The sequence below is a fragment of the Streptomyces novaecaesareae genome (assembly GCF_000716875.1).
GTDB lineage: Bacteria > Actinomycetota > Actinomycetes > Streptomycetales > Streptomycetaceae > Kitasatospora > Kitasatospora novaecaesareae.
On sequence record NZ_JNWQ01000055.1, the window covers coordinates 1 to 26,318 of the forward strand.

The window sequence follows — 26,318 nt, forward strand, 5'->3', positions numbered from 1 at the left end:
CGGAAGCTAAGCCTCACAGCGCCGATGGTACTGCAGGGGGGACCCTGTGGGAGAGTAGGACGCCGCCGAACAATTCTTCTGAAGAACCCCCATCCGGATTCCGGATGGGGGTTCTTCGCATTTCCGGACCTGAACGAACAGCTCAGGCGTTGCGTCAGTGCCAGCCGGTTCGAAATTCGATCCACGTCCGGCCGATGGCGGCCATGGAGGCCTGATAGCCGCGCAGGTACGGCACCCCCGGCGGGGCCGGAAGCCGGGAGTTGCGCTCCCAGTAGCCGGCCTGGGCCACCGCGAACGAGGTGATCGCGTGCGGTGGGGCGGCGGCCCACGAGGCCACGTCCACGATCAGGTCTTCAGCCTGGGCCGGGGTGTGGCCGGCGCGGATCAGCTGCGGAACGAGGAAGGCCGGGTCGATCCAGTCAGCGCCCTGGTGGAGGTAGGCCCAGTCGATGACGAGGGCGTCGTCGCCACGCATGAGCACGTTGTCGGCACGCAGGTCCACGTGGAGGAGACAGACGCCGGCGGATTCGGCGAGCCAGTCGCGCTCGATGGCCGCGAGCTGCTCGATGTGACGCGTGGACCACGGATCGAGCTCGGCCTGCTGGTCGGCGAGAGCACGCCAGCCATGGAAGCCGCCTTCGAGGACGGAAGCGACAGACGGGGCGTCGGGGATCGGTGACGGGCTCACGGTCTTGGGGAGTTGGTCGAGCAGACGGATGACGGCGGGGAGGTCGACCGACCCAGGGCTGAGATCGGGGTGGCCACCGTCGCGGCCGCCGCCGGCGATCTCGGCGTACAGCCGACCGTCGGGGAGTTGCACGTCGACCTCGAAGGAGACGCCGGTGTAGTACTCGTGGGAGCGGACGACGCCGAGGTCGATGACGGTGTGGATGCCGACGTCGAGGAGACTGGTCCGCGGCTGTACCAGGACAGCGGAGACTTCCGAGCGGCCCAGTACTGGGCTGACCGAGCCATCGAGTGGTCGACCGTAGCCGGTGCCCACGACCTGACGATCTACACCATGGCCCGCAAGGCGCAGCTCGCCGGCGACATGCGCGACCCCCTCGACACCGTCGACCTGGCCGAAGCCGCCCAGCGGATAGCACCACCACGAAGCCGTCTCAGCGCGATGGGCGCCGTCTACGGAGCTCATGGCCATGCTCTCCGCGGTGACGAACGAGCCAGCCGGAACGCCTACGACCAGGCGATGGAGGTCGTCACGAGCCCCGACAACGACGGGACCACCCGTGGCCGCTGGTTGGACGCCGCCTACGTGGAGGCACAGCGAGCCCGCTCGTTCCTGGCCCTCGGCAATCACCGGGATGCTGTCGCCGGTTTCGAGCGCGCCATCCGCGTACTGCCCGCGGCATACCGTCGTGACCGCGGGGTCTACCTGGCCCGCGCAGCAGTTGCCCAACTCCACGTCGACGGACCGGAGACTGCTGCTGCCAGCGGCTCGGCGGCACTGGTCATCGCCACGGCGACCGGCTCGGCCCGGATCTTCACCGAGCTCGCTGTGCTCGACGGGAAGTTGCAGCGCTGGGCGTCGGTGACCGAGGTCGCGGAGTTCCGGGCATCCCTCGACAACGTCATGCTCCATGACGTCTGATCGCATCAGGTAGACGTCCCACCGCCCCACCACGAGAAGGAACCCGAGATGGCCGAGCGCCCGTACGTCCTCCTGAGTGTCGCCACCTCTGTGGACGGCCACATCGACGACACGTCACCCCAGCGCCTGTTGCTGTCGAACGCCGAGGACTTCGACCGCGTCGACCAGGTCCGGGCGGAGTCCGACGCCATTCTGATCGGCGGCAACACGCTCCGCAGCGACAACCCAAGGCTCCTCGTCAACAGCGAGAAGCGCCGTGCCGACCGTGTCGCCGTCGGCAAGTCGGAGTACCCGCTCAAGGTGACGATCACTGCCAGTGGCGACCTCGGCCGGGACCTCAAGTTCTGGCACTTCGGAGACCAGAAGGTCGTCTACACGACCGATGGCGCTGTCACGAAGCTTCGTGAGGAACTCGCCGGCCTGGCCGACGTGGTCAGCACCGGCTCGACCGTGGACTTCGAGGCCGTACTGGACGACCTCGGCCGCCGTGGCGTCAAGCGCCTCATGGTCGAGGGCGGCGGACAGATCCACACGCAGTTCCTGTCCCAGAACCTTGCTGACGAGGTGCACCTCGCCATCGCCCCGCTCCTGGTCGGCCAGGCCGGGGCTCCGCGCTTCATCCACCCTGCCGAGTACCCCGGCGGCAGCGCCAGCAGGATGAAGCTGCTCGACGCCACGACCATCGGCGACGTCGTCCTCCTGCGGTACGCGCCCAAGCAGCGCACCGCCTGAACGGGCAACCAGCGAACACCGCCCGCTCGTTGGCGGCCAACGAGCGGGCGGGAGCTTCAGATGAGCTGGTCGAACTCGCCGGCCTGGGCGCCGAGGACGAAGGCACGGAGTCTTGAGGTCGATGTGGTGAGGATGACGGAAGGGTCATCGGATTCACGGAGGTGGCGCACGTCCTCAGCTCCGGCTGCGAGTTCAACGCAGTTGCCGCCCTCGTTCGATCCACTGAACGATGACTTTTGCCAACGGAGTTCGGACATCGGGCGCCTTTCAAGCTTGCAACAAGTAGAGAAGATGTCGAATGAGTCCCCACGAGTCGCGTGAGGAAAGCGTCGTCAAGGACTGATCGATAGCTGGCAAGGCCAGCTCGCTCAGCTGGTTGAAGGTCCTTCGGTAGGTCTCGGTCGAATGCTGGTCGCCAAGATACTCGGTGTGACTTGGGTGATCCACGACGACGGTGGAGAGCCCTGGCGCCCCGGGGTCGAAGAGCACGAACGGGCCGGTGGAAGGCGGCTTCTTTGTCGCAGTGAAGGGCAAGACTTGAATGCTGATGTTCGGCAGCTCTGAGATTTCCAGCAGATGCACGAGCTGTTCCCTCATGACTGCATCACCGGGGAATCGCATTCGCAACGCTGTCTCGTGGATGACGAATCGGAACTCTCGGCGTGGCAAGTCTGTGAGAATGCGCTGTCGTTGCTTCCGGAACTCGATCTCGGCTTCGACGTCCAACTGGCGGTGCTGGCTGGCATCTTCGTAGATCGCCTCGATGTAGGCGGGCACCTGGAGAAGCCCAGGGACGTAGAACGTCTCGAAGTTGTCCATCGAGGCCGCGCTGTGGTCTGCCTCTGCGAGATCAAGTAGCAGGGTCGGAACGCGGTCCGCGAAGTCGGTCCACCAGCCCTTCCCGCTGCTCCGCCCCATCTCGGCGAGCTTCGCACGGAAAACCGGGTCGGTGCAGCCGTACGCGTCGAGCCATGTCTCAAGGCGTTCGGAGTTGAGGGTGATCCGACCGGCCTCGGTGTGGCTCACCGCTGGACCCTTCATCCCCACAAGTGCGCCGGCTTCTGGCGCTGACAACCCTGCTGCTGTACGCAGGCGTTGCAGTTCCTCACCGAAGCGTCGCTGCCGCTGGCTGATCGGCCCCTTGTATGCCACGGGCGGTCCCTCCTTGTCGGTGCAGTGTTGCGCATGGGGCGAGCTGCTCGCCACCGCCGAGCGTATGCATCATTGCTAGTTCGATTGCACGGATGGCATCTCTTCCCCTACCGTCAGTGTTGCACCGATCACACGGTGAAGCCTCGCCTTTGTCGATTCCCCTTCTCTCCCCCTGGGGTCTCTCATGCGTGCCTGCAACCCTCCCGACTGGTCCACCGCTCGGACCGAGCTCTCGGACCTCCTCGCCTCCGCCGGGTGGCCGCCCTCCACCATCTCCGACGCCGAACTCGCCCTCCACGAGCTGTTCGTCAATGCGTGGCGTCACGGGGGCAGTCCCGCGCCCCTGGTGGTGGTCTGTCTCTCCTCCACCCGTCTCCGAGTCTGCGTGTGCGACGACAGCCCGGTGCTGCCCGGCGAGCCCCGCATCCCCTCGGACCCGTTGGCCCTCTCGGGCAGGGGCCTGCACCTCGTCCGTTCCCTCACCCACCGTTTCGGCGCCGACGCCCGCAAGCAGGGCAAGGTCGTCTGGTTCGAGCTGGAGGCCGCCGCATGAAGCGCTACCCGATGAAGCCGGCCGACCCCCGGGCCCAGGCCTGCACCGACGCCCACGTTCGTGCGCTGCTGGCCGAACTCCACGAGCGCGGCAAGGCGTTCGGGCTGGTCTGGCCCTCCGCCACCACGGACAGGACCCTCGACGGCCGCGTCCTCGTCCGGTTCAACACCGCGCCCGTGTCGACCCTCCTGAACCTCATCACGCTCCTCTTCGACGCCGACCGGAGCGACGACCCGTGCGGTTCCTGATCGCCGCCGCCTTCCTGCTCCTCCTCGCCCTGGCGATGGCCACCGTCGTCCTGGGCGTCATCACCGCGCTCAATGTTGCAAAGACCGACGAAGAGGAGCCCTCACGATGACGACCGACGCCGCTCCCGACCCGATCGCCAACGCCGTCGCTGCCGCCCAGTACGCCGTCGCCGCCGCCTTCAACACCTTCTCCGCCGCCCCGGTCACCCCGCCCGTCCCCGACGACTTCGACTGGCCCGATCTCGAAACCTTCATCCACCACCTGGGCTTCGCCGCCGACGACTCCGACACGGCCCTCAACCTCTACCGGCTGCTCTTCGCCGTCCAGCGCATCGCCTACCGCGAGGCCGCCGGCCGTAACTCGCCCTGGCACGCCGCCCGTCTCAACCCCCGCCCCCGGTAGGCAGATGCAACAGAACGCAGCCCCGGGCGGGAAGCCCGGGGCTGCGTTCCGATCGTGCGGGAGCTCAGGAGCAGGTGTAGCTGCTGGGGTAGCCGGCGTCGTTCCCGGTGATCTTCTTCTCGTCGGTGCTGATCGCCGTGATCTGGAAGTACTGCGAGGTCGTGGACAGCGGGTCCGAGACCACGCCGTTGCTCCACAGGACGGACCGGGAGACCGAGTTGACGAAGGCGAGGCCGCCCACGGTGCCGTTGCCGCCGATGGCCCGCGCCTCGATGGCACCGTTGGTGATCGTCCTGACCAGCGCGCCCTGGGCGTCCCATTCGGCCTCGGAGTAGGACGTGTCGCTGTTGATGCTGCCGACGATGCGCCCGTCCCGGATCGCGTTCGGAGAGCCCTTGCCGTTGGTGCCCTGCGCGGCGAGCGTGTGCCACTGGCCGTTGAGGTCGGTGACGAAGCCGCCGGAGTCGGTCTCCCCGACGATTCGGCCCTGCTCGTCGATGTCGGTGACGGTGAGGTTGTTGGTCGCGGGCAGGGGCAGCTCGCGGTACGTTCCCGGTGCGCTCGCCGGCCACACCACCAGGATGTTCTTCGTGCCGATCCCGGCGATCCCGGCGATGTCACCGGCGTTGTTGATCACCTTGGCCGTGGCGCTGTTCCACGTCGAGTGGGACGGCAGCGCAGTGGTCGTCCCGGTGGCGGTCACCTTCACGGCCTTGCCGTTGGTGGTGGTGCCGCCCACCATCAGGCCGGCCGAGTTGACGTCCGACACGTTGGTGCCCGAAGGAAGTCGCAGCACGACCTTCCCGTTGTCCCACAGCGTCCCGAGCCCGTTCTTGATGCCGTACGGGAAGCTGGTGGACATCGTTCCGGTGAGGCCGACTCCGTACCGGCTGCCGTCGGTTCCGTACAGGACACCGTCGTTCGTGCCGGTGGGCAGCTGCCACGCCGTCTTCTGCCACACGCAGGCCGCCTGGGTCGCCGCCTGAGCGGTGCCGACCGGCACGAGGCCGAGAGCCGTCGTGACCGCCGCCACGGCGAGCACGGATGCGTTTCGTCGGTTGAACAAGGGGTCAGCCCTTCTTCGTAAGGAATGAACCTTCTGCCGACCGACCCTGACGGGTGCGTCGTGCCGCGTGAAGAAGTTTGCGTGAGGAGGAAACAACTCAGGTGCAGCAAGCGGAAGTTGGGGTTCACCTTCGGCGGGTGGGGTCCGGGTGCAGGTGCGTGGTGCAGGCCGCGGGGGAGAGCGGCGGAACGCCGCCCCGGGTGGGAAACCCGGGGCGGCGTTCCGATCGTGCGGGAGCTCAGGAGCAGGTGTAGTTCGCTGGCCGACCGAGCTCGTTCCCGATGAGGGTCTTCTCGTCGGTGCTGATCGCCTTGATCTGGAACGAATCCGGGATCGTGGGCAGCGAGTCCACCAGCACGCCGTCGCGCCACAGGACGGTCCGCGCAGTCGTCGACGGTGCGACGAAGGAGTCGCCGGCAACGGTTCCGTTACCGCCGATGGCCTTTGCCTCGATGGCGTGAGGGCTGATGGTGCGGACCAGCGAACCCTGGTCGGTCCACTCGGCCTCGGCGTAGCCCGTGCTGTCGTCGAGGCCGCCGACGACCCGTCCGTCCCGGATCGCGAACGGGGTGCCCTTGCCGCTGGTGCCCGACGTGGCGAGCGTGTGCCCCTGACCGTTGAGGTCGGTGACGAAGCCGAGCGAGGCGGTGTACCCGACGATCCGGCCCTGTTCGTCGATGTCGGTGGGGGTGAGGAGGTCCCCGGAGAGGGGCAGTTCGCGGTACGTCCCCGGTGCGCCGGCCGGCCACACCACCAGGACGTTCTTCGTTCCGACTCCTGCGACTCCGGCGATGTCACCGGCGTTGTTGATCACATAGGCCGAGGAGCTGCTCCAGGCCGGGTTGAACGGCAGCGCGGTCGTCGTCCCGGTGGGGCTCACCTTCACGGCCGTGTACTTGCCGTTGATGCGGGCATCGCCCACGACCAGGCCGGCCGAGTTGACGTCCGACACGCGGGTGCCCGCGGGAAGTCGCAGGACGACCTTCCCGTTGTCCCACAGCGTCCCGAGGCCATTGAGGATGGGGTAGGGCCACCTGGTGGACATCGTTCCGGTGATGCCGATTCCGTACCGGGCGCCGTCGGTTCCGTACAGGAAGCCGTCGTTCGTGCCGGCCGGCAGCTCCCACGCCGTCTTCTTCCACTGGCAGGCCGTCGCCTGGGTCGCCGCCTGGGCGGTGCTCACCGGCACGAGGCCGAGTGTCGTCGTGAGCGCCGCCGCCGCGAGCACGGATGCGTTTCGTCGGTTGAACAAGGGGTCCGCCCTTCGTCGCAAGGAGTGCACCTTCCGTCGACCGACCCTGACAGGGGGTGCCTGCCGGGTGAAGAAGTTTGCATGAGGAGGAAACAACTCAGGTGCAGCAAACGGAAGTTGGGGTTCATCTTCGGCGGGCGGGGCCCGCGTGCGCGGGTGTGGCGCAGGTCACGTGGAAAGGGTGACAGCACGCTGTCGCGGACGGCTGCCAATCTCGTCGGCATGACGATCACCGATGAGGACTGCCTCCCCGAAACCCTCGCGTTCAACGAGCAGTTCGAGCGCGCCGCCGCGAGCCGACCGGCCCGCGGGCGGGCCCTCGACGCGGCCACCCTGGCGTTCCTGCGGCGCAACCGGCTCGCCGGCGACACGCCGCCGCTGCGGCTGCCGCACGGCCGGGACCGCACCGTCGAGGGCGGGGTGAAGGTGCGGGTCTTCGTGCCGGAGCGCGTCGAGGGCGTGTACTCCGCGATCCGTACCGCGGTGGAACGGGCCCTCGCCGACGGCACGGTGCTGCGGCTGTCCTACACCGACGCGGCAGGCCGCGAGAGCGACCGGGCCGTGGAACCGGCCGGACTGCTCACCGCCGACGGCCGCTGGTACCTCATCGCCTGGTGCCGCACCCGCCGGGCCGGCCGGGGCTTCCGGCTGGACCGGATCACGGCAGCGGCCCCGACCGGTGAACGGGCGCAACCCCACGACCTGACCGAACTGCTCCTCGGCTCGGCCGCCGCCGGCGCCGTACCGCCTACGGCCCTGGCCCCGCTCGTACGTTCGCGGTGATCACGGCGCTAGCGTGACCCGCATGGACGCCTTCGAGACCCGCCTGCGCAGCGCCTGGCAGTGGTGGGACGCCGCCATTGAGGACGCGCAGGAGGGCCGGTGGACCCGGACGTCCCTCGAACGCCGGGCGATGGACGACATCGCCGCCGCGACCCCGGCGTACGTGGACCCGTCCGCCGACATCCCCTGGCACGCCCGGCTCGACCGGCTCGCCTCGTGGGCGGGCACGATCCGGCGCGCGGCCCGGTCCGGCGGCTGGCCGCTGGTGGCCGTCGACGGGGTGACCCCGCCCCGGCCGGCGGGCATGGCCGAACTGCTCTCCGCCGTCCACGCGGTCGGCGAGCAGGGGGAGACCTGGCTGCGGCGGCTGCCCGTCGACGGCCCGCCGCCCGTGCGGGAGGTGGTCAGGGTCGAGGCCTTCCTCACCGGGCCGGGCTCGGTCGAGGACCTCGGGCAGTTCTTCTACGACTGGGAATCCGACGGACTGCCGACCCGGGAATCAGGTACGACAGTCCGGTGAGACTGAGAACGAAGATCCACCGGGTGCGCCTCGGGCGGGACGAGTACCGGGTGATCACCCCGGCGCGGCGGACCGCCGGCGTCACGCTGTCCACGGACCCCTACGCCTGGTGGATGGAGCTGCACCTCGACCGCCAGGGCGCCGAGGACCTCGCCACCGCCTGGGCCCTGGCCGCCCGCTCCCGGCGCTCCCTGATCCACCTGCCGCTGCGCGCCAACACCGGCCCGGCCGGCCAGCCCGACGTCCCGCCCGACCAGCGCCTGGACCTCCTGCTCGTCCACCACAGCCTCGGCTTCCCGCCGTCCCGCTGGAAGGAGGTCCGGGCCCGCCTGGGCGCCGGCATCCCGCACACCGTCGACCTCCCGGCCACCGACTTCCCGCCCGATGAGGCCATCGACTACGAGCGCCACCACTTCGCGGGCTGGCGCGACGAACTCCGCTTCGCGGGCGCCGCCCACACCCTCGTGGTCACCGGCAGCCCCACCGCCTTCCGCTGGACGGGATCCTGGCTCCACGGGCTCAGCCGCGAGGCGCCCGGCCTGAGCCCCGGCACCCACCACTGCATCACCCTGCGCCACGAGGGCAGCCGCCGCTCCACCCGCGCGGCCAACGGCGTCCCGAGCAGCCTGCACGTCACCTACGACCACGGCCGGCAGGCCGATTGACCCGCGCCCCCGCGGCCGGTCAGCGCGCCATGAAGGGGGCCGGCGCATCGGCCCGCTCGCGCAGCCGGCTCGCCCGGGCGGCCCCGTCCTCGTGCGCGGCAGTCGTCATGGGGAGGGAGCCGCCCGGGTCCGGCAGGGCCCGGAGCAGGAAGTCGGCCCGGCCGACTTCCTGCTCCGCGGCCTCCCTCACTGCTGGCGCGTGAGCGGCGTCAGCGGCACCGTGACCCGGCTCTCCCAGGCCTGCTCCAGTGCGCGGGTGAACGTTTCCGCAGGCTGCGCGCCCGAGACGCCGAGCCGACGGTCCAGGACGAAGAACGGCACGCCCGTCGCCCCCATCGCGCTCGCCGTGGTCTCGTCCTCGCGCACCGCCTCCGCGTACGCGTCCGGGTCGGCCAGGACGGCGGCCGCCGCCTCGCCGTCCAGCCCGGCCTCGACGGCCAGCTCGACCAGCCGCCCCTCCTCGAACGCCGAGCGCTCCTCGGCGAAGTTCGCCCGGTACAGGGCGTCGAGCAGCTGCCCCTGCCGGCCGTGCTCCTTGGCGAAGTGCAGCAGGCGGTGCATGTCGAAGGAGTTCGCCGCGTCGCGCCCGCCGCTCAGGTACGGCAGGCCCTCCCCGTGCGCGTTCTCGGCGATCCGCGCCTCCGCCGCCTCGGCCTCCGCCAGGCTCATCCGGTACTTGGCGGCGAGCAGCGGTACGACCGGACGGGCCTCGCGCGGTGCGCGCGGGTCCAGCTCGAAGGAGCGGTGGACGACCTCGACCTCCTCGCGGTGCGGGAACGCCTCCAGGGCCCGCTCGAACCGCGCCTTGCCGATGTAGCACCACGGGCAGTTGATGTCACTCCACACTTCGACGCGCACGGTGCTGCTCTCCTTCCGTCGCGCAGGCCCTTCCCGCGTCGACAGCCGGAACAACGCGCTCCGGAACCTGAATATTTCTCGTCATGAAATATTCAGGCTCGGGCCCTACGGCCGAGGCGCCAGCCCCGCCACCAGGTCCCCCGCCGTGAGCCGCTCCAGCTCCTGGCCCCCGGCGTCCACCGGTCCGGGGTAGAGCCGGTACAGCGCCCCGGACAGCCGCTCCGGCGCCGGCACGTCCCCGTCCACCAGCGCGACGAACGCCCGCTGCCCGTCCGGCAGTTCGGCCACCGCGGGGCCGTCCTCCGCCCGCAACGCCCGCAGTCTCGCCGCGAACGCCCCGACGGCCTCCCCGTCCCGCCTGCGCCACCGCCGTACGGCGCCGCCGTCCCGCCCGCGCACGAGCACCTCGTCCGTGCAGGCCGCCGCCCGGGCGCAGGCGACGTCCCACAGGGTGGCCCGGTTCTCCGGGGCGAAGTGGGCGAGCACGTCGCGGCTGAGCGCGCCGACCTCCGCCTGGTGCCGGTACACGCTGTGGAAGCCGCCGTCGGCGCCCGTGTTGAGGTCCGTCCAGGTGTACTGCCGCTCGGCCAGGTCGACGATCATCGGGACGGACACCTTGGCGTCCCCGGCCAGGTCCAGCCGCTGCCGCACCGCCCTCGGGTGGTAGTGCCGACCGCCGGAGGGCGTTCCGCCGAGGTCCATGAAGCCGGCGAAGGCCTCCGTCAACTGCTCGAAGGCGACGTCGTTGTAGCTGAACACGATCACCACGGCGTACCGGGCGCCGCCCGCCGCCAGCCGGGCGAGGTCCAGGTCGACGAACTCCGTCGCCCCGTCCGGCGGCGGCGCGGACACGTAGTCCCCCGAGTGCACGGCCGCCCGGTCGCCCTGCACCAGGTTGGTGTAGTCGCACAGCCCGCTGAACCGCCACTGCCCGTCGTACAGCGCCACCGACAGGTCGAGGTCCACCCGCAGGTGCTCCGGCTGCATCCAGTGCACGAACAGCCGCAGCCGCTCGCCGCGCGGCAGCCGCTGCCGACTGCCGCGCGGCACACAGACCAGGGTCTTGGCGGCGGCCCGGTCGGCGAACGGCGCGACCAGGTCGACCAGCCCCTCGTCGAGCAGCGCGAGGTCGTACCGCTGCCCGTCGGCGCCGCCCCGTCGCAGCAGCTCCGCCTCGATCAACCCGCAGACAGGGGAGCTGAGTTCGACGGGCACCACGGTGCCGTGGTCCTCCCGCGCGTGCGCCAGCGAGACCGTGCCCCGGGGGAAGTACAGCCGCCGCTCGCCCGTCGTACGGGCCCCGCGCAGCCGCCCGTACGCGCCCAGCAGCGGCCCGGGAGCGACCCGTCCGAGCGCGCCCGCGACGGCCTCCAGCAGCTCCGGGGGCAGCGGTGCGCCCGGCGCGGCGGTGGCGTGCACCCGCAGCACGTGGTGCAGCCGGCGGACCAACTCGCCGGGGCGCCCGGCCAGTACGCGCACCGCGCCGACGGCGTCTCCGGCGGCCAGCAGGGTCTCGACCCGCCCGGCGAAACCGGTGAACGCCAGCCGGGTGCGCTCGCCGCCCGGCTCGCCGCCCGGCTCCCCGCCCGGCTCCCTGCCCGGCTTCGCGTCGGTGGCCACCCGCAGCGGCGCCGGCGGCCGGGCGAACTCCCGCCCCACCTCGTGGGTGCGCAGGTCCGTCTCCCGCAGCAGCACGAACGCGGCCGTCACGTTCGGGAAGCGCCGCCGGTGCTCGTACGGGTGCAGCAGCTCGCCCGCGCGCAGCCAGGCCGAGCGGTGGCGGCGCAGGTCCTCGGCCAGCGCGGTGAGGGACAGGCCCTCCAGGACCTCCAGCAGGCCGCGGCGCAGCGGCCGGGGCAGGTTGCGCAGCCGCAGGCGGCGCGCGGTGGCGGGCAGCAGGTCGGGCTCGGCGCCGGACCACGCCCAGAGCAGCCGCAGCACGTCGGTCGCGGTGTCGATCCGCTCGGCCAGGACGGGCAGGGCGGCCGCGCCCCCGCGCCGCAGCAGGGCGGCGAGCACGGCGGCCTTGGTCTCGCGCAGCGGGATCCGCTCGGGCAGCCGCTGTGGCAGGTCCTCCGGCGCGTGGGCGAGCAGCGCGGCGAGGTCGTCGCGGTCCTGCGGGGAGAGCGGGGTGCGGCGGGCCAGCAGCCGGTGGAACTCCGCCATGGCGGCGGTGACCTGGTCGGTGGTGATCAGCCGCAGCGGGCGCAGGGCCTGCTCGCCGCCGAAGTCCTCGGCCGCCTTGCGCCCGGCCGTACTGTCCGCGCCGAGGTAGGTGCCGGTGTCCAGCGAGGTGCCGCACACCGGGCACCGCTCGCCCCGGCCCTGCGCGGCCAGGCCGTCGTGGCAGGGCGAGCAGAGCAGGTGCGCGCAGGGCGCGAGTGCGGCGATGCCGACCTCGGCGCCGCGTCGGCCGCAGTGGGCGCAGGGCTGGTTGGGCTGGTTGAGCAGGAAGGCCCGCACCTGCCGGCTGTAGAAGACGTGCGCGTGGTCGGGCACGGCGTCCGGGAAGCGGCGGAACAGCGGGGTGTGCTCGCGGTCCGCGCCGAGCAGGTGGTCGATCCTGGCGAGCAGCCCGTCGCCGAGCTCGGCGAGCCGGACGGGCGCCAACCGGGCCAGCGCGGTGCGCAGTTGGCTGGTGAGGACGTAGCCGCGTCGGACCAGATCGGCGTCCAGGGCCACCAGGCCCCGGGCGCTCCACGGGTCCGCGGAGGGCAGCAGCTCGCCGGGGGCCACACAGACGGCGCCGCGCCGGCGGAGCAGGAAGGAACCGAGATCGAGATCGACGTCGACGTCGAAGGGAGCCGCGATGGCTCGGGGCATGCGGAGAGATCCCCCCACGGAGGCGGAACGAGGAAGGGGGCGGAGAGGGGGCGCGCTACAGGTGTCGAGGAAGGAGGAGAAGGAAGCGCGTCGCGGAGCCGCCGATGTCGTCACCGTAGCCGAGCGCCGCCGGGCTGCCCACCGATTATTTCCGGCCGCTCCGGAGCAGGGAGTCGGCCCGGCCGACTTCCCGCTCCAGGGGGCGGGTCCGGTTCTTCAGGAGCCGTCCTGTGGGGGTGGCTCTACGGTGCCGGGATCCAGCCGGGGAGGGTGGGCAGGATCGTTTCGGCGAGCCGGTTGAGGGTCGCGTCGTCGAGGGAGTGGCCGTCCTGGTGGAAGACGGCGAACTCGTAGGCCCGGCCGCCGGGCGCCTTGGGGTCCTGCGCGACCACGAGGTTCCGGGTGGCGGGGCCGACCTTCGCGTCGGGGGCGGGGATGAGCGGCATCGCGTTGGACGAGTAGGTCACGGCGGGGTGGCCGAGGACGGTGGCCGGCTTGGCGAAGAACTGCGGCATGCCGATCATGTCGTCGACCGAGGTGTTGCTGTCCATGAGGTTCACCACGGTGTGCTGGAGGCGCCGTGGTGCGCGGACTGCCCGGCCGGACAGCCGTACGGCTGCGAAGCGTCGCACCCCTTCGGAGATCTCAACCACCCGGAAGAGTCGTATCCGGTCCGGAAGTTGGGCGCGACCCGCCGTCGGGGTGATCGCGAGACTCCCGCCCGCACCGGATAGCCTCCTCCGGAGCGGGGGACGCGACCGGGGGAGCGGAGACATGAGCGGCAGTCACACGGACGGGGACGACGAGCGGCTGGCGGCCGAGGGGGAGGTCGCGGTCGCCCGGCTGGCGATCGACTCCGGGGACCTCGCGCACGCCGCCGACCACCTCGCCGACGCGATCCTCAACGACCCGCAACTGCCCGAACTGCACGAGGCCCTGGCCGAGTTGTCCGCCGCGGCCGGCGGCCCCGCGGCCGCGCGCGAACTGTTCCCGCTGGACGGCGAGGTGTACCTCGGCACCGTCGCCTGCCGGGCCCACGTGGAGGCCGCCGCCGGGGACTGGGACACCGCCGTCGGCCTGTTGGCCTCCGCCATCCAGTACGAGCCGGCCCGCCCCTGGGCGCACGCCGCCTGGCTCGCCCGCGAGGACCTGCCCGGCCTGGTCGACCCGGACGCCGTCGCCCAGGCCGTGGCCCGCGCGGCCGGCGCGCTGCCCGACCCGCTCCCCGCCGAACTGGCCGAAGCCGTACGGCCCTTCGACGCCTTCGTGCAGGCCGTGCTGGACCGCCACGGCGACCACGCGCTGCTGCCGGCGATGGCCTCCGGCCTGACCCGCCGCCTCGGCGCCACCGCCCGAGCCGTCGAACTCGCCGAACGGGCCCACCGGTTGGCCCCCGGCTACCTGCCCGCCGTGATGCTCGGCAACGCCCTGCGCTCGGACGGCCGGCCGGAACAGGCGCTCGCCGTCTGGGAGGCCGAGTTGGCGCGGTCCGCGCCCGGCGGCGACAACTCCAGCAGCTACCTCGCCGTCGACGTCGCCGAACTGTACGGCGCCCTCGGCCGCGCCGCCGAGGGCCTGCCCTGGCTGGACCGGGTGCTCGCCACCGAACCCGACCACCCCAAGGCCGCCCCGGCCCGCTACGGGCTGCGCCACGCGCTCGACGGCGACCCGGCCCACCTGCTCGGCCTGGCCGACCACCACCGCGCCCACCCCGACCACGAGTACGCCCAGGACCTCCTGGCCCGGCTGAGCCACCGGGAGCCGTGGCTCGGCATGGTCCCGGGCACCTCCGAAGCCACCGTCAACCTGCTGCACCAGGTGCTCGCGGCGTCCGACACCGACCGCGACACCGAGATCGACTGCACCGTCTCCACCCTCGAACCGCCCAGCTCACAGCTGGCCGTCCACCTCGCGCTGCCGCGCTGCACCGTCGTCTACCAGTCCGTCGGCAGCCCCGACCCCCGGCTGCCGCTGACCGCGACCGGCACCCGGATCTGGACCTGGGACGGCGCCGACCCGAGGCCCGCCGTCGCCCCGCCCGCACCGGAGAGCGCCGAACTCGTCCGCGTCACCACCGGGATCGTCTGGCCGAGCATCCCCGCGGCCTACGACGAGGCCGTCCGCTTCGCCGGGCTGCCGCTCGCCGACCTGCTCGGCGTCCTCGCCCACCCGCCGCTGCCGCGCGAGGACGAGCTCGGCCGGGCCCTGCTCGCCCACCAGCCCGAACTGTGGGTGCGCGCCGTCCAGGCCTTCGCCTGCCTCGGCATCGCCCACCACCGCACCGACCAGCCCTGGCGGGGCTCCGACCGCCGCCGCGTCCTGCGCGACCTGCTGCTCGGGCCCGAGGACTGGGTCGCGGAGGCGGCCGGCTTCGCACTCGTCGCGATCGGCTGGACCCACCCGGAGACCCGCGCCGACATCGCCGCCCAGCTCCGGACGCTGCTGAACCACTGCGTCGACGCCCGGCACACCCGGGTGGTGACGGTCCTGCGCTCGGTCTGCCGCCTGGTGCTCGCCGCGCCCTGGCTGCCGCTCGCCGACCTCGACCTCGCCCGGGCGGCCATCCGCGCCGAGGACGCCGTCGACTCCGAACCGGCCCACGAGCCCGAGCCCGAGCCCGAGGCCGAGGCCGAGCCCGAACCGGCCTCCGCAGCCGAGCCCGAGCCGGAAGCACAGCCGGAAGCCGAGCCGGCACCGGCCCGGGCACCGCAGCGCCCGGGCCTCCTCGGCCGGATCCTCGGCCGCCGCGGCTGATGCCCCCGCTATCCGACGCCCGGCAGCGGCTCCTGGTCGACGTCGAACCGCGCGACCCGCTCCGCCGGGTCGCGGCACTCCGGCCCCAGCCGCAGCATCCGCGACTCCGGGTCGTGCAGCGGCCGGTGGCAGCGCCGGCAGGTCACCCGGGAGCGGAGGGTCCGCTCGGTGTCCGTGCCGGGGAGCGGGTCGGGGCTCGTCATACCGGAGACGGTAACGGCCCGGCGCCGTGAAGGGCCCCGGGTGGTGGCCCGTCGGTGCGTGAAACCATGGCCCCATGGCCACCGACCGCAGCAGCGCAGGAGATCCGGCGCGCACCCTCGCCCTGCTCTGGGGGCTCACCGCCGAGGAGAAGCCCGGTCGGCGCGGGCCCCGGCAGGCGCGTTCGACCGGCGAGATCGCCGCCGCCGCCGTCGCCCTCGCCGACACCGAGGGCGTGGACGCCGTCACCATGCGCCGGGTCGCGCAGGAGCTCGGCGTCTCCGCGATGGCGCTCTACACCTACGTGCCCGGCAAGGCCGAGCTGCTCGACCTGATGCTGGACACCGTCTACGCCACGATGCCCCGCAGCGCCCCCGCCGACGAGGGCTGGCGGGCCCGGGTCACCGCCGTCGCGGACGACAACCGCGCGCTCCACGACGCCCACCCGTGGGTCGCGACCGTCTCCACCAGCCGCCCGCCGCTGGGGCCCGGCCTGATGGCCAAGTACGAGTACGAGCTGCGCGCCTTCGAGGGCACCGGCCTGCCCGACGTCGAACTGGACGCCGCGCTCACCCACCTGCTCGGCTTCGTGCAGACCTGCGCCCGGATGGCCGCCGACGAGCGCGGCGCCCGGCAGGACAGCGCGATGACCGACGAGCAGTGGTGGGCCGCCAACGCCGAACTGCTCGCCCGGGTCTTCGACCCCGAGCGCTACCCGGTGGCCGCCCGCGTCGGCGCCGCGGCCGGCGAGGCGCACGGCGGCGCGTACGACCCGGACCACGCGTACGCCTTCGGCCTGGCCCGCGTCCTGGACGGGCTCGAAGCCCTCATCGGGCGTCGGTAGCCCGTCCGTCGTACTCGTCCCGCGCCCCCATGACCTCGGGCACCCGCCGCTCGGACCAGTGCGCCAGCGCCGCGACCAGCTCGGCCGCCTCCCGCCCGAGCGGGGTGAGGCTGTAGTCGACGCGCGGCGGGATCACCGGGTGCGCCTCGCGCAGCACGAAGCCGTCCCGTTCCAGCGTCTGCAGGGTCTGGGCGAGCATCTTCTCGCTGACCCCCGAGACCTGGCGCCGCAGCTCGCTGAACCGGTAGCCCCGCTCGTGCAGCGCGCCGAGGACGAGGACGCCCCAGCGGCTGGTGACGTGCTCCAGCACGCCCCGGGACGGGCACATCCGGTCGAAGACGTTGGCCGGAGGGAGCTCGCGCAGCTGCTCGCTTACCTTCATATCAGTACCCTACTTTGAAGTGCGTACTTTCGAAAGGTTAGTGCTGTCCCTAGGGTGAGTTCCGAGGTCAGAACCCATCCCAAGGAGCCATCACCATGTACGTCGTCACCGGTGCCACCGGCCAGCTCGGCCGTCTCGTCGTCGAGGGTCTGCTGGCGAAGGTCCCCGCGAGCGAGGTGGCGGTCGCCGTCCGCTCCGCCGAGAAGGCCGCCGACCTGGCCGCGCGCGGCGTGGCCGTCCGCGTGGTCGACTACGACGAGCCGGAGACCCTGGCCGGCGCCTTCGCCGCCGGCGACCGGGTGCTGCTGATCTCGGGCAGCGAGGTCGGCCGCCGGATCCCGCAGCACCGCGCCGTCGTGGACGCCGCGAAGGCCGCCGGGGTGGCGCTGCTCGCGTACACCAGCATCCTGGGCGCGGCGACCTTCCGGCTGGCCGACGAGCACAAGGCGACCGAGGAGCTGATCCTCGCCTCCGGCCTGCCGTACGCGTTCCTGCGCAACGGCTGGTACACCGAGAACTACCTGGGCGACGCGGCCGGCACGGTGGCCCGTGGCGTGGTGCTCGGCAGCGCCGGGGACGGCCGGATCGCCACCGCCCCGCGCGGGGACTACGCCGACGCCGCGGTCGCGGTCCTCACCGGCGAGGGCGCGGGCCACGAGAACGCGGTCTACGAGCTGAGCGGCGACGCCGCCTGGAGCCTGTCCGAGCTGGCCGCCGAGCTGGCCCAGGCCTCCGGCAAGCCGGTCGCGCACCGGGACGTCGCCCCGGCCGAGCACCTGGCCGCGCTGGTCGGCGCGGGCCTGCCGGAGGGCTTCGCCGAGGTCCTGGTCGACGTGGACGCCGGCATCGCGCGCGGCGAGCTGGCCGGCACCCCGGGCGACCTCGCCCGGCTGATCGGCCGCCCGACCGTGCCGCTCGCCGAGTCCGTCCGCACGGCGCTGAGCTCCTGAAACACCCGGGCCGGGCGGCCCGGAGTCCAGCCCTCGGGCACTGTCATGACCAAAATGCGGAAACGGAGATGACAGCTCGCCCTCCCGCCAGCTACGGTCGCTGCACCACACGCGCGCGGGAGGGCACTCGGCCATGCCACAGACAGACCAGCAGGACAACGGCCGAGGCCTCTGGTACGGCTTCGCGGCCTACGGCATCTGGGGGCTCTTCCCCCTGTTCTGGCCGCTGCTGGAGCCCGGCGCCGCCGACGACATCCTGGCCAACCGGATGGTCTGGTCCCTCGTCGCGGTGGTCCTGCTGCTCGTCGCCCAGCGGCACTGGGGCTGGATACGCCCGCTGCTGCGCCAGCCCCGCCGGCTCGCCATGCTGGCCGGCGCGGCCGCCGTCATCTCGGTCAACTGGGGCGTCTACATCTGGGCCGTCAACGCCGGGCACGTCGTCGAGACCAGCCTCGGCTACTTCATCAACCCCCTGGTCACCATCGCCTTCGGCGTCCTGGTGCTCAAGGAGCGGCTGCGCGTCGCGCAGTGGACGGCGGTGGGCGTCGGCGCCCTCGCCGTCGCCGTGCTGACCGTCGCCTACGGGCGGCTGCCGTGGATCGCGCTCACCCTCGCGCTCTCCTTCGCCACCTACGGCCTGCTGAAGAAGAAGGTCGGGCTGAGCGGGCTGGAGAGCCTGGCGGCGGAGAGCGCCTTCATGTTCCCGTTCGCCCTCGGCTACCTGGTCTACCTGGAGGTCAGCGGACGCGGCACCCTCGGGCACACGGTGGCCGGCTCGTACGGCTGGGGGCACTCCGGGCTGCTGATGCTCAGCGGGGTGATCACCGCGATCCCGCTGCTGCTCTTCGGCGCGTCGGCCGTACGGGTGCCGCTGACCGTGCTCGGGCTGCTGCAGTACCTGGCGCCGGTGTTCCAGTTCCTGATCGGCGTCGCCGTCTTCCACGAGTCGATGCCGCCCGCCCGCTGGGCCGGCTTCGGCCTGGTCTGGGCCGCGCTCGCGGTGCTCACCTGGGACGCGCTGCGCCAGGTGCGGGCCGACCGCGCGGCGCGGGCCGCGGCGCTGCCGCAGCCCGCACCGGCGGAGCCGGCCACGGCGGCCGTCACGCGCTGAGGGCCCTCACCGGCCGACGACCCCCCGCGTGCTGAGACCTCGTCACGCGCCGACGACCCTCACGCGCTGATGTCCCGGCTGGTGAAGCGCGCCCAGGCCGCCGAGCCGAACACGGCGACGTAGGCGGCCTGCAGGCCGAGGTCCTTCAGCACGCCGTCCCAGTACATCGGCTCCCGCAGCAGGTCCGAGAAGCTGAGCCAGTAGTGCGTGAACAGGAACGGCCTGATCGCGTCCAGCTGCGGGAAGGCGTCCAGGATCTGGACGGTGATCACCAGCCCGACGGTGGCGGCCATCGCCGCGATCCCGCTGCCGGTGAGGGTGGAGACGAACAGCCCGATCGCCACCAGCCCGGCCAGTGAGACCGCGACCACCCCGGCGACCAGCACCGCGCGCAGCAGCGCGTCGGCGAGGCCGATGGTGTCCCCGGAGAGCAGCGTGACCTCGCCGAGCGGGAAGAGCGCGGCGCCGGTGGCCAGGGCCGCCACCGCGACCGCCGCCGTCGCGGCCAGGCAGAACACCAGCCCGGCGGTGAACTTGGCGGCCAGCAGCCGGGTCCGCCCGGCCGGGGCGACCAGCAGGTAGCGCAGCGTCCCGGTGGCCGCCTCGCCCGCCACCGAGTCCCCGGCGACCACGCCGACCGTCATCGGCAGGAACACCGGCAGCGCGACGGCCAGCGCCGTGAAGACCAGGAACAGCCCGTTCTGGGTGGTCTGCGCGATGAAGCTCGGGCCGCCGCCGCCCTCGTGCGGGCTGTCCGTGTTGAGTTTGACGACCACCCCGATCAGGACCGGCAGCACCGCCAGGATCCCCAGCAGCACCTTGGTGCGCAGCCGGCGGAAGGTCAGGTGCAGCTCGTTGCGGAACAGCGCCAGGAACCCGGCCGCGGTCTGCGGCCGCCGGCCCGTGCGCAGCACCGTCGCCTCGGCCCGCGAGGTCTCGGCCCGCGAGGCCGCAGCGTGCGAGGTCTCAGCCCGCGACATCGAAGCCCTCCCCGGTCAGCGCCACGAAGGCGTCCTCCAACGTGCCCCGCTCCAGCCCGAAGCCGTGCACCCGTACCCCGGCCGCGACCAGCGCCGCGCACAGCTCGGGCAGCGCCTCGTCGCCGGGGCCGCCCAACTCGCCGTCCACCCGCTCCTCACCGGGCACCAGGCCGGTGACCCGGTGGGCCGCCAGCACCTCGGCGGCCCGGGCCACGTCCGGGGTGCGGACCACCAGCCGGCCCTGCGCCCGGGCGGCCAGCTCGGCGACGGTGCCCTGCACCACCAGCCGGCCCCGGGACATCACCGCCGCGTGGGTGCAGACCTGCTCGATCTCGTCCAGCAGGTGCGAGGAGAGGAACACCGTGGTGCCCTCCGCCGCGACCTCCCGGACCAGCGCCCGGATCTCCCGCATGCCCTGCGGGTCCAGCCCGTTGGTCGGCTCGTCCAGCACCAGCAGCTCGCGCGGCTGCAGCAGCGCGGAGGCCAGGCCCAGGCGCTGCTTCATGCCCAGCGAGTACGCGCGGGCCTTCTTGCCCGCCGCCGCGCCCAGGCCGACCCGCTCCAGTGCGGTCTCGACCCGCTGCCGGCGGGTGCGCGGATCGGCGGTCGGGTCGGCGGCGTCGAAGCGGACCAGGTTGTCCCGGCCGGAGAGGAAGCCGTACAGCGCCGGGCCCTCGATCAGCGCGCCCACCCGGGGCAGCACGGTGGCGACGGACTGCGGCATCGACTCGCCGAGGACGGTGGCCGTGCCCGAGGTGGGGGCGATCAGGCCCATCAGCATCCGGATGGTGGTGGTCTTGCCGGAGCCGTTGGGGCCGAGGAAGCCGAAGACGGAGCCGCGCGGCACGGACAGGTCCAGGCCGTCCACGGCGAGCTGGCCGCCCCGGAAGCGCTTGGTCAGGCCGCGGGTCCTGATCACGTCCCCGGAAGCGGAAGCGGAGGCGGAAGCGGAAGCGGAAGCGGAGGGGGGAGAGGTAGGGGAGACGGGAGAGGCGGAGGGAACGGGAACGGGGGCCGGGCGCGGCTCGGCGCCCGGACCCCCGGCCGACTCCGTAACGTCCCCCGTTACGGGAGCCTTGGTCATCCGTCAGTTCACCCCGGCGGCGTGCTGCAGGACCGGCAGGGTCACCGCGCCGGCGAAGACCCGGCCGTCGTCGGTGAGCAGGACGTTGACGACCTTGGTGCCGATCAGGGTGCCGCCGTCGACCGGCTTGCCGAGCGACTTGATCATCCCCTGCGGGTTCACCGAGCCGCGGCCGCCGTGCTTGCCGTCGCCCTTCGGCACCTCGACCTGGCCGCCGGGCAGCTGCGCCGTGACCACGGCCGTCCAGCCCTCGCCGATCACGTTCACGTTCTCGTTCCCGTGCGCCTTGGCGTCATCCGCCGCCGCCGCGCCGTCCTTGGCAGCACTGTCCTTGGCCACCTCGTCCGCCTTCTTCTCCGTCACCTTGGCGCCCTTGGGCACGGTGAAGTCGAAGGTCTTGGCGGCCGGCGCGGCGAAGGAGACGTCGGTGAAGCGGACGTCCAGGACGGTGCTGCCGTCGGTGGACTTCACCGCCACCGCGAGCGGCACGCCGTTGTCGGCGGCCACCGCGATCCGGACCTCGGCGACGGTCGAGCCGGACTGGGTCGGCTTGACGCTCAGCTGGTACGCCTTCTGCCCGGCCACGTTGGCCGTCCCGGCGACGGTGACCGAGGTGGTGCCGGCGCTCGCGGCCAGGAACTGCCGGGCGGCCTCCTGCGGGGTGGTGGGCAGCTCGGACAGCGGCGCCTTCGGGTGCCGGTCACCGGCCGCGCCGGTCAGGTGCACGGCGCTGTTGGTCGAGCTGTCCCAGGCCCAGGACTGGTCGCCGTTGCGGACCACGGTGTAGCCGGCCATGTTCTCCATGATGTCCACCCGCTGGCGCAGCGGGCCGTCCACCGCGACCCGCAGCGTCCGGTCGCCGCCGAGCAGGCCGAGCAGCTTGGTCTGCGGGTCCGCCGAGGAACCGGCGTCCTGCCCGCCGTGCCCGGCCGCCGCGCCGATCCCGCCGGCCGCCCCGCTCAGCAGCTGGGTGGGCAGGCCGAGGTCGGTGGTGACCGAGACCGTTCCGGACAGGGCCTGCGTCTGGGAGCCGAGCGCCTTGGCGACCAGCTGCTCCGCCGTCAGCGACGGCAGGTCGGGCGGGGAGTCGGCGGCCAGCGCGGGCACCAGCCCCACCCCGGCGGCGATCACCGCGGCCACCGCCAGCGGCACCCCGGCGCGCACCAGGACGCGGCGTCGCGGGCGGTACGGCACGCCGCCGTCCAGGCCGTCACCCGTCACCGTCTCATTGGTCATGGCGTCCTCAACTCCTCTGCGAACACGTGCGATTGCTCCTGCACCTCCATTAGAGGCCGCCGTGCCCCCGCCGACATCGCCCTGTGGGGCCAGATCGGGTTGGCCTTCTCGGGTATGTCGACCCTGAGACGGCCTCAGGGTTGCTCCTCCCGAGGTACCACCGCTGGCGTAGGGTCGCGCCATGGACGGAACCGCCATGGACGCAAGCAACCCCCCGACCGCGAACGCGATGCGCCGTGCCCTGCGCCGCGCCCGGGACGGCGTCGCCCTCGACCTGACCGAGGCCGCCGTACTGCTGCAAGCCCGAGGCGAGGACCTGCGCGACCTCTGTTCGAGTGCCGCCCGGCTGCGCGACGCCGGCCTCGAAGCGGCCGGCCGCCCCGGCGTCATCACCTACTCCAAGAGCGTCTTCATCCCGCTCACCCGGCTGTGCCGCGACAAGTGCCACTACTGCACCTTCGCCACCGTCCCCGGCAAGCTGCGCCGCGAGGGCCACGGGCTGTACATGTCCCCGGACGAGGTGCTGGAGGTCGCCCGGCGCGGGGCCGAACTCGGCTGCAAGGAAGCCCTGATCACGCTCGGGGACAAGCCCGAGGACCGCTGGCCCGAGGCCCGCGAGTGGCTGGACGCGCACGGCTACGACGACACCATCGCCTACGTGCGGGCGATGTCGATCCGCATCCTGGAGGAGACCGGCCTGCTGCCGCACCTCAACCCCGGGGTGCTGGGCTGGACGGACTTCCAGCGGCTCAAGCCGGTCTCCGCGTCGATGGGCATGATGCTGGAGACCACCGCCACCCGGCTGTGGAGCGAGCCCGGCGGCCCGCACTTCGGCTCCCCGGACAAGGAACCGGCCGTCCGGCTGCGGGTGTTGGAGGACGCCGGGCGCAGCTCCGTCCCGTTCACCAGCGGCCTGCTGATCGGCATCGGCGAGACGTACCAGGAGCGCGCCGAGTCGCTGTTCGCGCTGCGCAAGGTCTCCCGCGCCTACCACGGCATCCAGGAGCTGATCCTGCAGAACTTCCGCGCCAAGCCGGACACGGCGATGCGCGGCATGCCGGACGCCGAACTGGACGAGCTGGTGGCCACGGTGGCGGTGGCCCGGCACCTCATGGGCCCGACCGCCTGCCTGCAGGCCCCGCCGAACCTGGTGGACGGCGAGTACGAGCGGCTGATCGCGGCCGGCATCGACGACTGGGGCGGGGTCTCCCCGCTCACCCCGGACCACGTCAACCCCGAACGCCCCTGGCCGCAGATCGAGCGGCTGGCCGAGCGTTCGGCGGCGGCCGGCTTCGAGCTGCGCGAGCGGCTCGCCGTCTACCCCGAGTACGTGCGCCACGGCGAGCCCTGGCTGGACCCGCGGGTGCTGCCGCACGTCCGCGCCCTGGCCGACCCGCGGACCGGCCTGGCGAACCCGGACGCGGTGGTCCGCGGACTGCCCTGGCAGGAGCCCGAGGACCTGCCGGAGTCGTACGGGCGCACCGACCTGCACGCCACCATCGACACCGAGGGCCGCACCGGCGACCGCCGGGCCGACTTCGAGGACGTGTACGGCGACTGGGAGGTGCTGCGCGAGCAGGTGCTCGCGAAGGGCGCCCCCGAGCGCCTCGCCGGGGACCTGCGCGGGGCCCTGGCGACGGCCGCCGACGACCCGACGAAGCTGACCGACGACCAGGCGCTGGCCCTGTTCCACGCGGACGGCCCGGCCCTGGACGCGCTCTGCCGGATCGCCGACGAGGTGCGCCGGGACGCCGTCGGGGACGAGGTCACCTACTGCGTCACCCGGAACATCAACTTCACCAACGTCTGCTACACCGGCTGCCGGTTCTGCGCCTTCGCCCAGCGGCGCACCGACGCGGACGCCTACACCCTGTCGCTGGAGCAGGTCGCCGACCGGGCCGCGCAGGCCTGGGAGGTGGGCGCCACCGAGGTCTGCATGCAGGGCGGCATCCACCCGGACCTGCCCGGCACCGCCTACTTCGACATCGCCCGCGCGGTGAAGGAGCGGGTGCCCGGCATCCACGTGCACGCCTTCTCGCCGATGGAGGTGGTCAACGGCGCGACCCGCACCGGGCTCTCGATCCGCGACTGGCTGCAGCGGGCCAAGGAGTCGGGCCTGGACACCATCCCGGGCACGGCCGCCGAGATCCTGGACGACGAGGTCCGCTGGGTGCTCACCAAGGGCAAGCTGCCCGCCGCCACCTGGGTCGAGGTGGTCACCACCGCGCACGAGCTGGGCATCCGCTCCTCGTCCACGATGATGTACGGGCACGTGGACACCCCGCAGCACTGGCTCGGCCACCTGCGGCTGCTCGCCGAGATCCAGCAACGGACGGGCGGCTTCACCGAGTTCGTGACCCTGCCGTTCGTCCACACCAACGCCCCGGTCTACCTGGCCGGCATCGCCCGGCCCGGCCCGACCGCCCGGGACAACCGCGCGGTGGTGGCGATGGCCCGGCTGCTGCTGCACCCGCACATCCCCAACATCCAGACCAGCTGGGTCAAGCTGGGCGCCGAGGGCGCGGCCGAGATGCTCCGCTCCGGTGCCAACGACCTGGGCGGCACGCTGATGGAGGAGACCATCTCGCGGATGGCCGGTTCGGCGTACGGGAGTTACAAGTCGGTGCGCGACCTGCAGGCGATCGCCGGGCTGGCGGGCCGCCCGCACCGCCAGCGCACCACCACCTACGGCGAGGTGCCGCCCGAGCGCCTGGCCGCGGCCCTGGCCTCGGACGGCCACCTGCCGGAGCTGCTGCCCGTGCTGGACTGACCGCGCGGAGGTGTTCGTGGGGGCACTGAAGTTCGAGGGATCACGTTGACGCGTTCACACCTTCGAATACAGTGCGAGGGCGCGCGGCCGGCCGAGGGCCGCGCGGCCCCCCTACCCCGACGAAAGGCGCCCCGTCGTGATGCCACTGTGGTCACGCGCCCAGCAGCAGGACTACCGCAGCCGGGTGCGGGGCTGCCTGCTCGGCGGGGCCATCGGCGACGCGCTCGGCGCCGGCGTCGAGTTCGAGGCGCTGGAGAAGATCCGGGCCCAGCACGGCCCGCAGGGGGTCACCGGCTACGTCCCCGCGTACGGGCGCACCGGCGCCGTCACCGACGACACCCAGCTCAGCCTGTTCACCGTCGACGGGCTCATCCGCGCCCACATCCGGCGCGACACCGGCAGCTGGCACCCGCCCACCGACCTGCACCTGGCCTACCTGCGCTGGGCCGCCACCCAGCGCGACTGGGGCCCGGACGAGCGCCGCCCGGACCTCGGCTGGCTCGGCCGCGAGGAGTGGCTGTACGCCCAGCGCGCCCCCGGCCAGGGCTGCCTGTCCGGCCTCACCGGGCCCGACGCCGACCGGCTCGGCACCGTGGAGCGGCCCAAGAACCCGCACTCCAAGGCCTGCGGCACGGTGGTGCGGTCGGCCCCGTTCGGGCTGCTCACCACCTGGGAGCCGGGCCTGGTGTTCCAGCTCGCGGTGGAGTGCTCGGTGCTCACCCACGGCCACCCCACCGGCTACCTCGCGGCGGGCGCGTTCGCGGTGATCGTCCAGTCCGTCGCCCGCGGCGGCACCCTGGAGGAGGGCGTCCACCTCGCGCTCGCCCTGCTCTCCGAGCGGCAGGCGCACGAGGAGACCACCGCCGCGCTGCGGGCCGCGCTGGACGCCGTCCGGGCCGGCGAGCCGTCCGCGGACCGGGTCGAGGCACTGGGGGAGGGCTGGGTCGCCGAGGAGGCGCTGGCGATCGCGGTCTACTGCGCGCTGGTCGCCCACGACGTCCGCTCGGGCCTGCTGCTCGCCGTCAACCACTCCGGGGACAGCGACTCCACCGGCGCGATCTGCGGCAACCTGCTCGGCGTGCTGCACGGGGACACCGCGCTGCCGCCGGGCCTGGTGGCCGGGGTCGAGGGACGCGCCGCGATCCTCGAACTCGCCGACGACTTCGTGCTGGAGCTGATGCACGGCAGCGAACTGCACGACCGGCGGACCGTGGAGGGCGCCACCTGGGCCACCCGGTACCCGGTGGCCGGCTGAGGCAAGGCCCCGACACGGCAGTTGCCCGTAGCGCCGACCGTCGCCGGGGGGCGACGGGCAACGCTACGGGCAACTGGCCCGAGTACG

29 protein-coding genes and 1 rRNA gene are annotated in these 26,318 nt (G+C 72.8%); 16 read left to right on the top strand and 14 right to left on the bottom strand.

The annotated features are described in order from the left end of the window. Positions 1-71 (top strand): 5S ribosomal RNA (gene rrf, locus OP86_RS39225); the annotation flags it as partial. An 83-nt stretch (positions 72-154) separates the two neighbouring features. Here rrf and OP86_RS33730 read toward each other — a convergent pair. After that, a complete protein-coding gene (locus tag OP86_RS33730; protein ID WP_483414671.1) occupies positions 155-1,003 on the bottom strand; it encodes a phosphotransferase family protein in 849 nt (282 codons plus the stop codon). Between OP86_RS33730 and OP86_RS39335 the strand changes: the two genes are divergently transcribed. Together OP86_RS39335 and OP86_RS20970 are read left to right on the top strand one after the other, a co-directional pair. Continuing rightward, positions 887-1,609, top strand: coding sequence for an NsdA family TPR-like regulatory protein (locus tag OP86_RS39335; RefSeq protein ID WP_483414672.1), 723 nt, complete (start codon positions 887-889; stop codon positions 1,607-1,609). The two genes, OP86_RS33730 and OP86_RS39335, sit on opposite strands and share 117 nt — an antisense overlap. A gap of 48 nt (positions 1,610-1,657) precedes the next feature. Continuing rightward, positions 1,658-2,341: a RibD family protein gene (locus tag OP86_RS20970; RefSeq protein ID WP_030060829.1), complete on the top strand. Its 684-nt coding sequence runs from the start codon at positions 1,658-1,660 to the stop codon at positions 2,339-2,341. A 56-nt stretch (positions 2,342-2,397) separates the two neighbouring features. On the opposite strand, the gene OP86_RS20975 is transcribed toward OP86_RS20970, so the two are convergent. Both OP86_RS20975 and OP86_RS20980 read right to left on the bottom strand, forming a co-directional pair. Further along, on the bottom strand, positions 2,398-2,598 hold the full coding sequence (locus OP86_RS20975) for a DUF397 domain-containing protein (protein ID WP_030060828.1): 201 nt from the start codon (positions 2,596-2,598) through the stop codon (positions 2,398-2,400). Between the two features lie 10 nt (positions 2,599-2,608). Then, positions 2,609-3,493 (bottom strand): helix-turn-helix domain-containing protein, encoded by an 885-nt coding sequence (locus OP86_RS20980; protein ID WP_030060827.1) that lies wholly within the window; start codon positions 3,491-3,493, stop codon positions 2,609-2,611. A 184-nt stretch (positions 3,494-3,677) separates the two neighbouring features. On the opposite strand from OP86_RS20980, the gene OP86_RS20985 reads away from it, so the two are divergent. Genes OP86_RS20985 through OP86_RS20995 form a run of 4 tightly spaced genes read left to right on the top strand, consistent with a single transcriptional unit; the run spans position 3,678 to position 4,697 of the window. Next, positions 3,678-4,046: an ATP-binding protein gene (locus tag OP86_RS20985; RefSeq protein ID WP_051830355.1), complete on the top strand. Its 369-nt coding sequence runs from the start codon at positions 3,678-3,680 to the stop codon at positions 4,044-4,046. After that, positions 4,043-4,294 (top strand): hypothetical protein, encoded by a 252-nt coding sequence (locus OP86_RS20990; RefSeq protein WP_030060825.1) that lies wholly within the window; start codon positions 4,043-4,045, stop codon positions 4,292-4,294. The genes OP86_RS20985 and OP86_RS20990 overlap by 4 nt, the downstream gene beginning before the upstream one ends. Continuing rightward, the gene (locus OP86_RS38850; protein ID WP_267883126.1) at positions 4,282-4,404 is read left to right on the top strand and encodes a hypothetical protein; all 123 of its coding nucleotides are present in this window, start codon (positions 4,282-4,284) and stop codon (positions 4,402-4,404) included. The genes OP86_RS20990 and OP86_RS38850 overlap by 13 nt, the downstream gene beginning before the upstream one ends. Then, complete coding sequence (locus tag OP86_RS20995) at positions 4,401-4,697, top strand: hypothetical protein (RefSeq protein WP_030060824.1); 297 nt, start codon at positions 4,401-4,403, stop codon at positions 4,695-4,697. The genes OP86_RS38850 and OP86_RS20995 overlap by 4 nt, the downstream gene beginning before the upstream one ends. Positions 4,698-4,761: 64 nt before the next feature. Here the strand turns inward: OP86_RS20995 and OP86_RS21000 are convergent, their stop codons facing one another. Both OP86_RS21000 and OP86_RS21005 read right to left on the bottom strand, forming a co-directional pair. Continuing rightward, complete coding sequence (locus tag OP86_RS21000; RefSeq protein ID WP_157849799.1) at positions 4,762-5,763, bottom strand: hypothetical protein; 1,002 nt, start codon at positions 5,761-5,763, stop codon at positions 4,762-4,764. Between the two features lie 238 nt (positions 5,764-6,001). Then, on the bottom strand, positions 6,002-6,952 hold the full coding sequence (locus OP86_RS21005) for a hypothetical protein (RefSeq protein ID WP_157849800.1): 951 nt from the start codon (positions 6,950-6,952) through the stop codon (positions 6,002-6,004). A 285-nt stretch (positions 6,953-7,237) separates the two neighbouring features. Here OP86_RS21005 and OP86_RS38240 point away from each other — a divergent pair, with 285 nt between their 5' ends. The 3 genes from OP86_RS38240 to OP86_RS21020 are packed head-to-tail and all read left to right on the top strand — an operon-like array spanning position 7,238 to position 8,983. After that, a complete protein-coding gene (locus OP86_RS38240) occupies positions 7,238-7,798 on the top strand; it encodes a helix-turn-helix transcriptional regulator (RefSeq protein ID WP_078589353.1) in 561 nt (186 codons plus the stop codon). Between the two features lie 22 nt (positions 7,799-7,820). Further along, on the top strand, positions 7,821-8,318 hold the full coding sequence (locus OP86_RS21015) for a hypothetical protein (RefSeq protein WP_051830356.1): 498 nt from the start codon (positions 7,821-7,823) through the stop codon (positions 8,316-8,318). Beyond that, entirely contained in the window at positions 8,315-8,983 is a 669-nt protein-coding gene (locus tag OP86_RS21020) for a hypothetical protein (RefSeq protein ID WP_030060819.1), read from the top strand. The genes OP86_RS21015 and OP86_RS21020 overlap by 4 nt, the downstream gene beginning before the upstream one ends. Positions 8,984-9,002: 19 nt before the next feature. On the opposite strand, the gene OP86_RS36760 is transcribed toward OP86_RS21020, so the two are convergent. The 4 genes from OP86_RS36760 to OP86_RS21035 all read right to left on the bottom strand — a co-directional run bounded on the left by OP86_RS36760 (position 9,003) and on the right by OP86_RS21035 (position 13,215). Beyond that, positions 9,003-9,173, bottom strand: a complete 171-nt coding sequence (locus tag OP86_RS36760; protein ID WP_157849801.1) for a hypothetical protein — start codon at positions 9,171-9,173, stop codon at positions 9,003-9,005. After that, positions 9,170-9,841: a DsbA family oxidoreductase gene (locus OP86_RS33000; protein WP_051830358.1), complete on the bottom strand. Its 672-nt coding sequence runs from the start codon at positions 9,839-9,841 to the stop codon at positions 9,170-9,172. The genes OP86_RS36760 and OP86_RS33000 overlap by 4 nt, the downstream gene beginning before the upstream one ends. Before the next feature lie 105 nt (positions 9,842-9,946). Then, the gene (locus tag OP86_RS21030; RefSeq protein ID WP_051830359.1) at positions 9,947-12,664 is read right to left on the bottom strand and encodes an MXAN_6230/SCO0854 family RING domain-containing protein; all 2,718 of its coding nucleotides are present in this window, start codon (positions 12,662-12,664) and stop codon (positions 9,947-9,949) included. A 242-nt stretch (positions 12,665-12,906) separates the two neighbouring features. Further along, positions 12,907-13,215 (bottom strand): hypothetical protein, encoded by a 309-nt coding sequence (locus OP86_RS21035; protein ID WP_051830360.1) that lies wholly within the window; start codon positions 13,213-13,215, stop codon positions 12,907-12,909. Between the two features lie 223 nt (positions 13,216-13,438). Between OP86_RS21035 and OP86_RS21040 the strand changes: the two genes are divergently transcribed. Then, positions 13,439-15,418 (top strand): tetratricopeptide repeat protein, encoded by a 1,980-nt coding sequence (locus tag OP86_RS21040; protein ID WP_051830361.1) that lies wholly within the window; start codon positions 13,439-13,441, stop codon positions 15,416-15,418. Positions 15,419-15,426: 8 nt separating this feature from the next. On the opposite strand, the gene OP86_RS21045 is transcribed toward OP86_RS21040, so the two are convergent. Continuing rightward, on the bottom strand, positions 15,427-15,621 hold the full coding sequence (locus OP86_RS21045) for a DUF6011 domain-containing protein (RefSeq protein WP_030060814.1): 195 nt from the start codon (positions 15,619-15,621) through the stop codon (positions 15,427-15,429). A 74-nt stretch (positions 15,622-15,695) separates the two neighbouring features. On the opposite strand from OP86_RS21045, the gene OP86_RS21050 reads away from it, so the two are divergent. Beyond that, complete coding sequence (locus OP86_RS21050) at positions 15,696-16,463, top strand: TetR/AcrR family transcriptional regulator (RefSeq protein WP_030060813.1); 768 nt, start codon at positions 15,696-15,698, stop codon at positions 16,461-16,463. Here OP86_RS21050 and OP86_RS21055 read toward each other — a convergent pair. Beyond that, positions 16,447-16,845, bottom strand: coding sequence for a winged helix-turn-helix transcriptional regulator (locus OP86_RS21055; protein WP_030060812.1), 399 nt, complete (start codon positions 16,843-16,845; stop codon positions 16,447-16,449). The two genes, OP86_RS21050 and OP86_RS21055, sit on opposite strands and share 17 nt — an antisense overlap. A gap of 95 nt (positions 16,846-16,940) precedes the next feature. Between OP86_RS21055 and OP86_RS21060 the strand changes: the two genes are divergently transcribed. Both OP86_RS21060 and rarD read left to right on the top strand, forming a co-directional pair. Then, a complete protein-coding gene (locus tag OP86_RS21060) occupies positions 16,941-17,795 on the top strand; it encodes an SDR family oxidoreductase (protein WP_030060811.1) in 855 nt (284 codons plus the stop codon). 133 nt (positions 17,796-17,928) lie between these two features. Next, positions 17,929-18,906: an EamA family transporter RarD gene (rarD, locus tag OP86_RS21065; RefSeq protein WP_030260048.1), complete on the top strand. Its 978-nt coding sequence runs from the start codon at positions 17,929-17,931 to the stop codon at positions 18,904-18,906. Between the two features lie 59 nt (positions 18,907-18,965). Here rarD and OP86_RS21070 read toward each other — a convergent pair whose 3' ends face one another. From OP86_RS21070 to OP86_RS21080, 3 genes are read right to left on the bottom strand one after another with little or no spacing between them, the layout of a single operon-like run. Further along, on the bottom strand, positions 18,966-19,886 hold the full coding sequence (locus OP86_RS21070) for an ABC transporter permease (RefSeq protein WP_030060809.1): 921 nt from the start codon (positions 19,884-19,886) through the stop codon (positions 18,966-18,968). Continuing rightward, a complete protein-coding gene (locus OP86_RS21075; RefSeq protein ID WP_078589351.1) occupies positions 19,873-20,970 on the bottom strand; it encodes an ABC transporter ATP-binding protein in 1,098 nt (365 codons plus the stop codon). Before OP86_RS21075 ends, OP86_RS21070 begins: the two co-directional genes overlap by 14 nt. A gap of 3 nt (positions 20,971-20,973) precedes the next feature. After that, a complete protein-coding gene (locus tag OP86_RS21080; RefSeq protein WP_051830362.1) occupies positions 20,974-22,206 on the bottom strand; it encodes a LolA family protein in 1,233 nt (410 codons plus the stop codon). A gap of 196 nt (positions 22,207-22,402) precedes the next feature. On the opposite strand from OP86_RS21080, the gene OP86_RS21085 reads away from it, so the two are divergent. Together OP86_RS21085 and OP86_RS21090 are read left to right on the top strand one after the other, a co-directional pair. Then, positions 22,403-24,976: a bifunctional FO biosynthesis protein CofGH gene (locus OP86_RS21085; protein WP_106973471.1), complete on the top strand. Its 2,574-nt coding sequence runs from the start codon at positions 22,403-22,405 to the stop codon at positions 24,974-24,976. Positions 24,977-25,115: 139 nt separating this feature from the next. Next, positions 25,116-26,231 (top strand): ADP-ribosylglycohydrolase family protein, encoded by a 1,116-nt coding sequence (locus OP86_RS21090; protein ID WP_030060805.1) that lies wholly within the window; start codon positions 25,116-25,118, stop codon positions 26,229-26,231. Positions 26,232-26,318 lie beyond the last annotated feature (87 nt).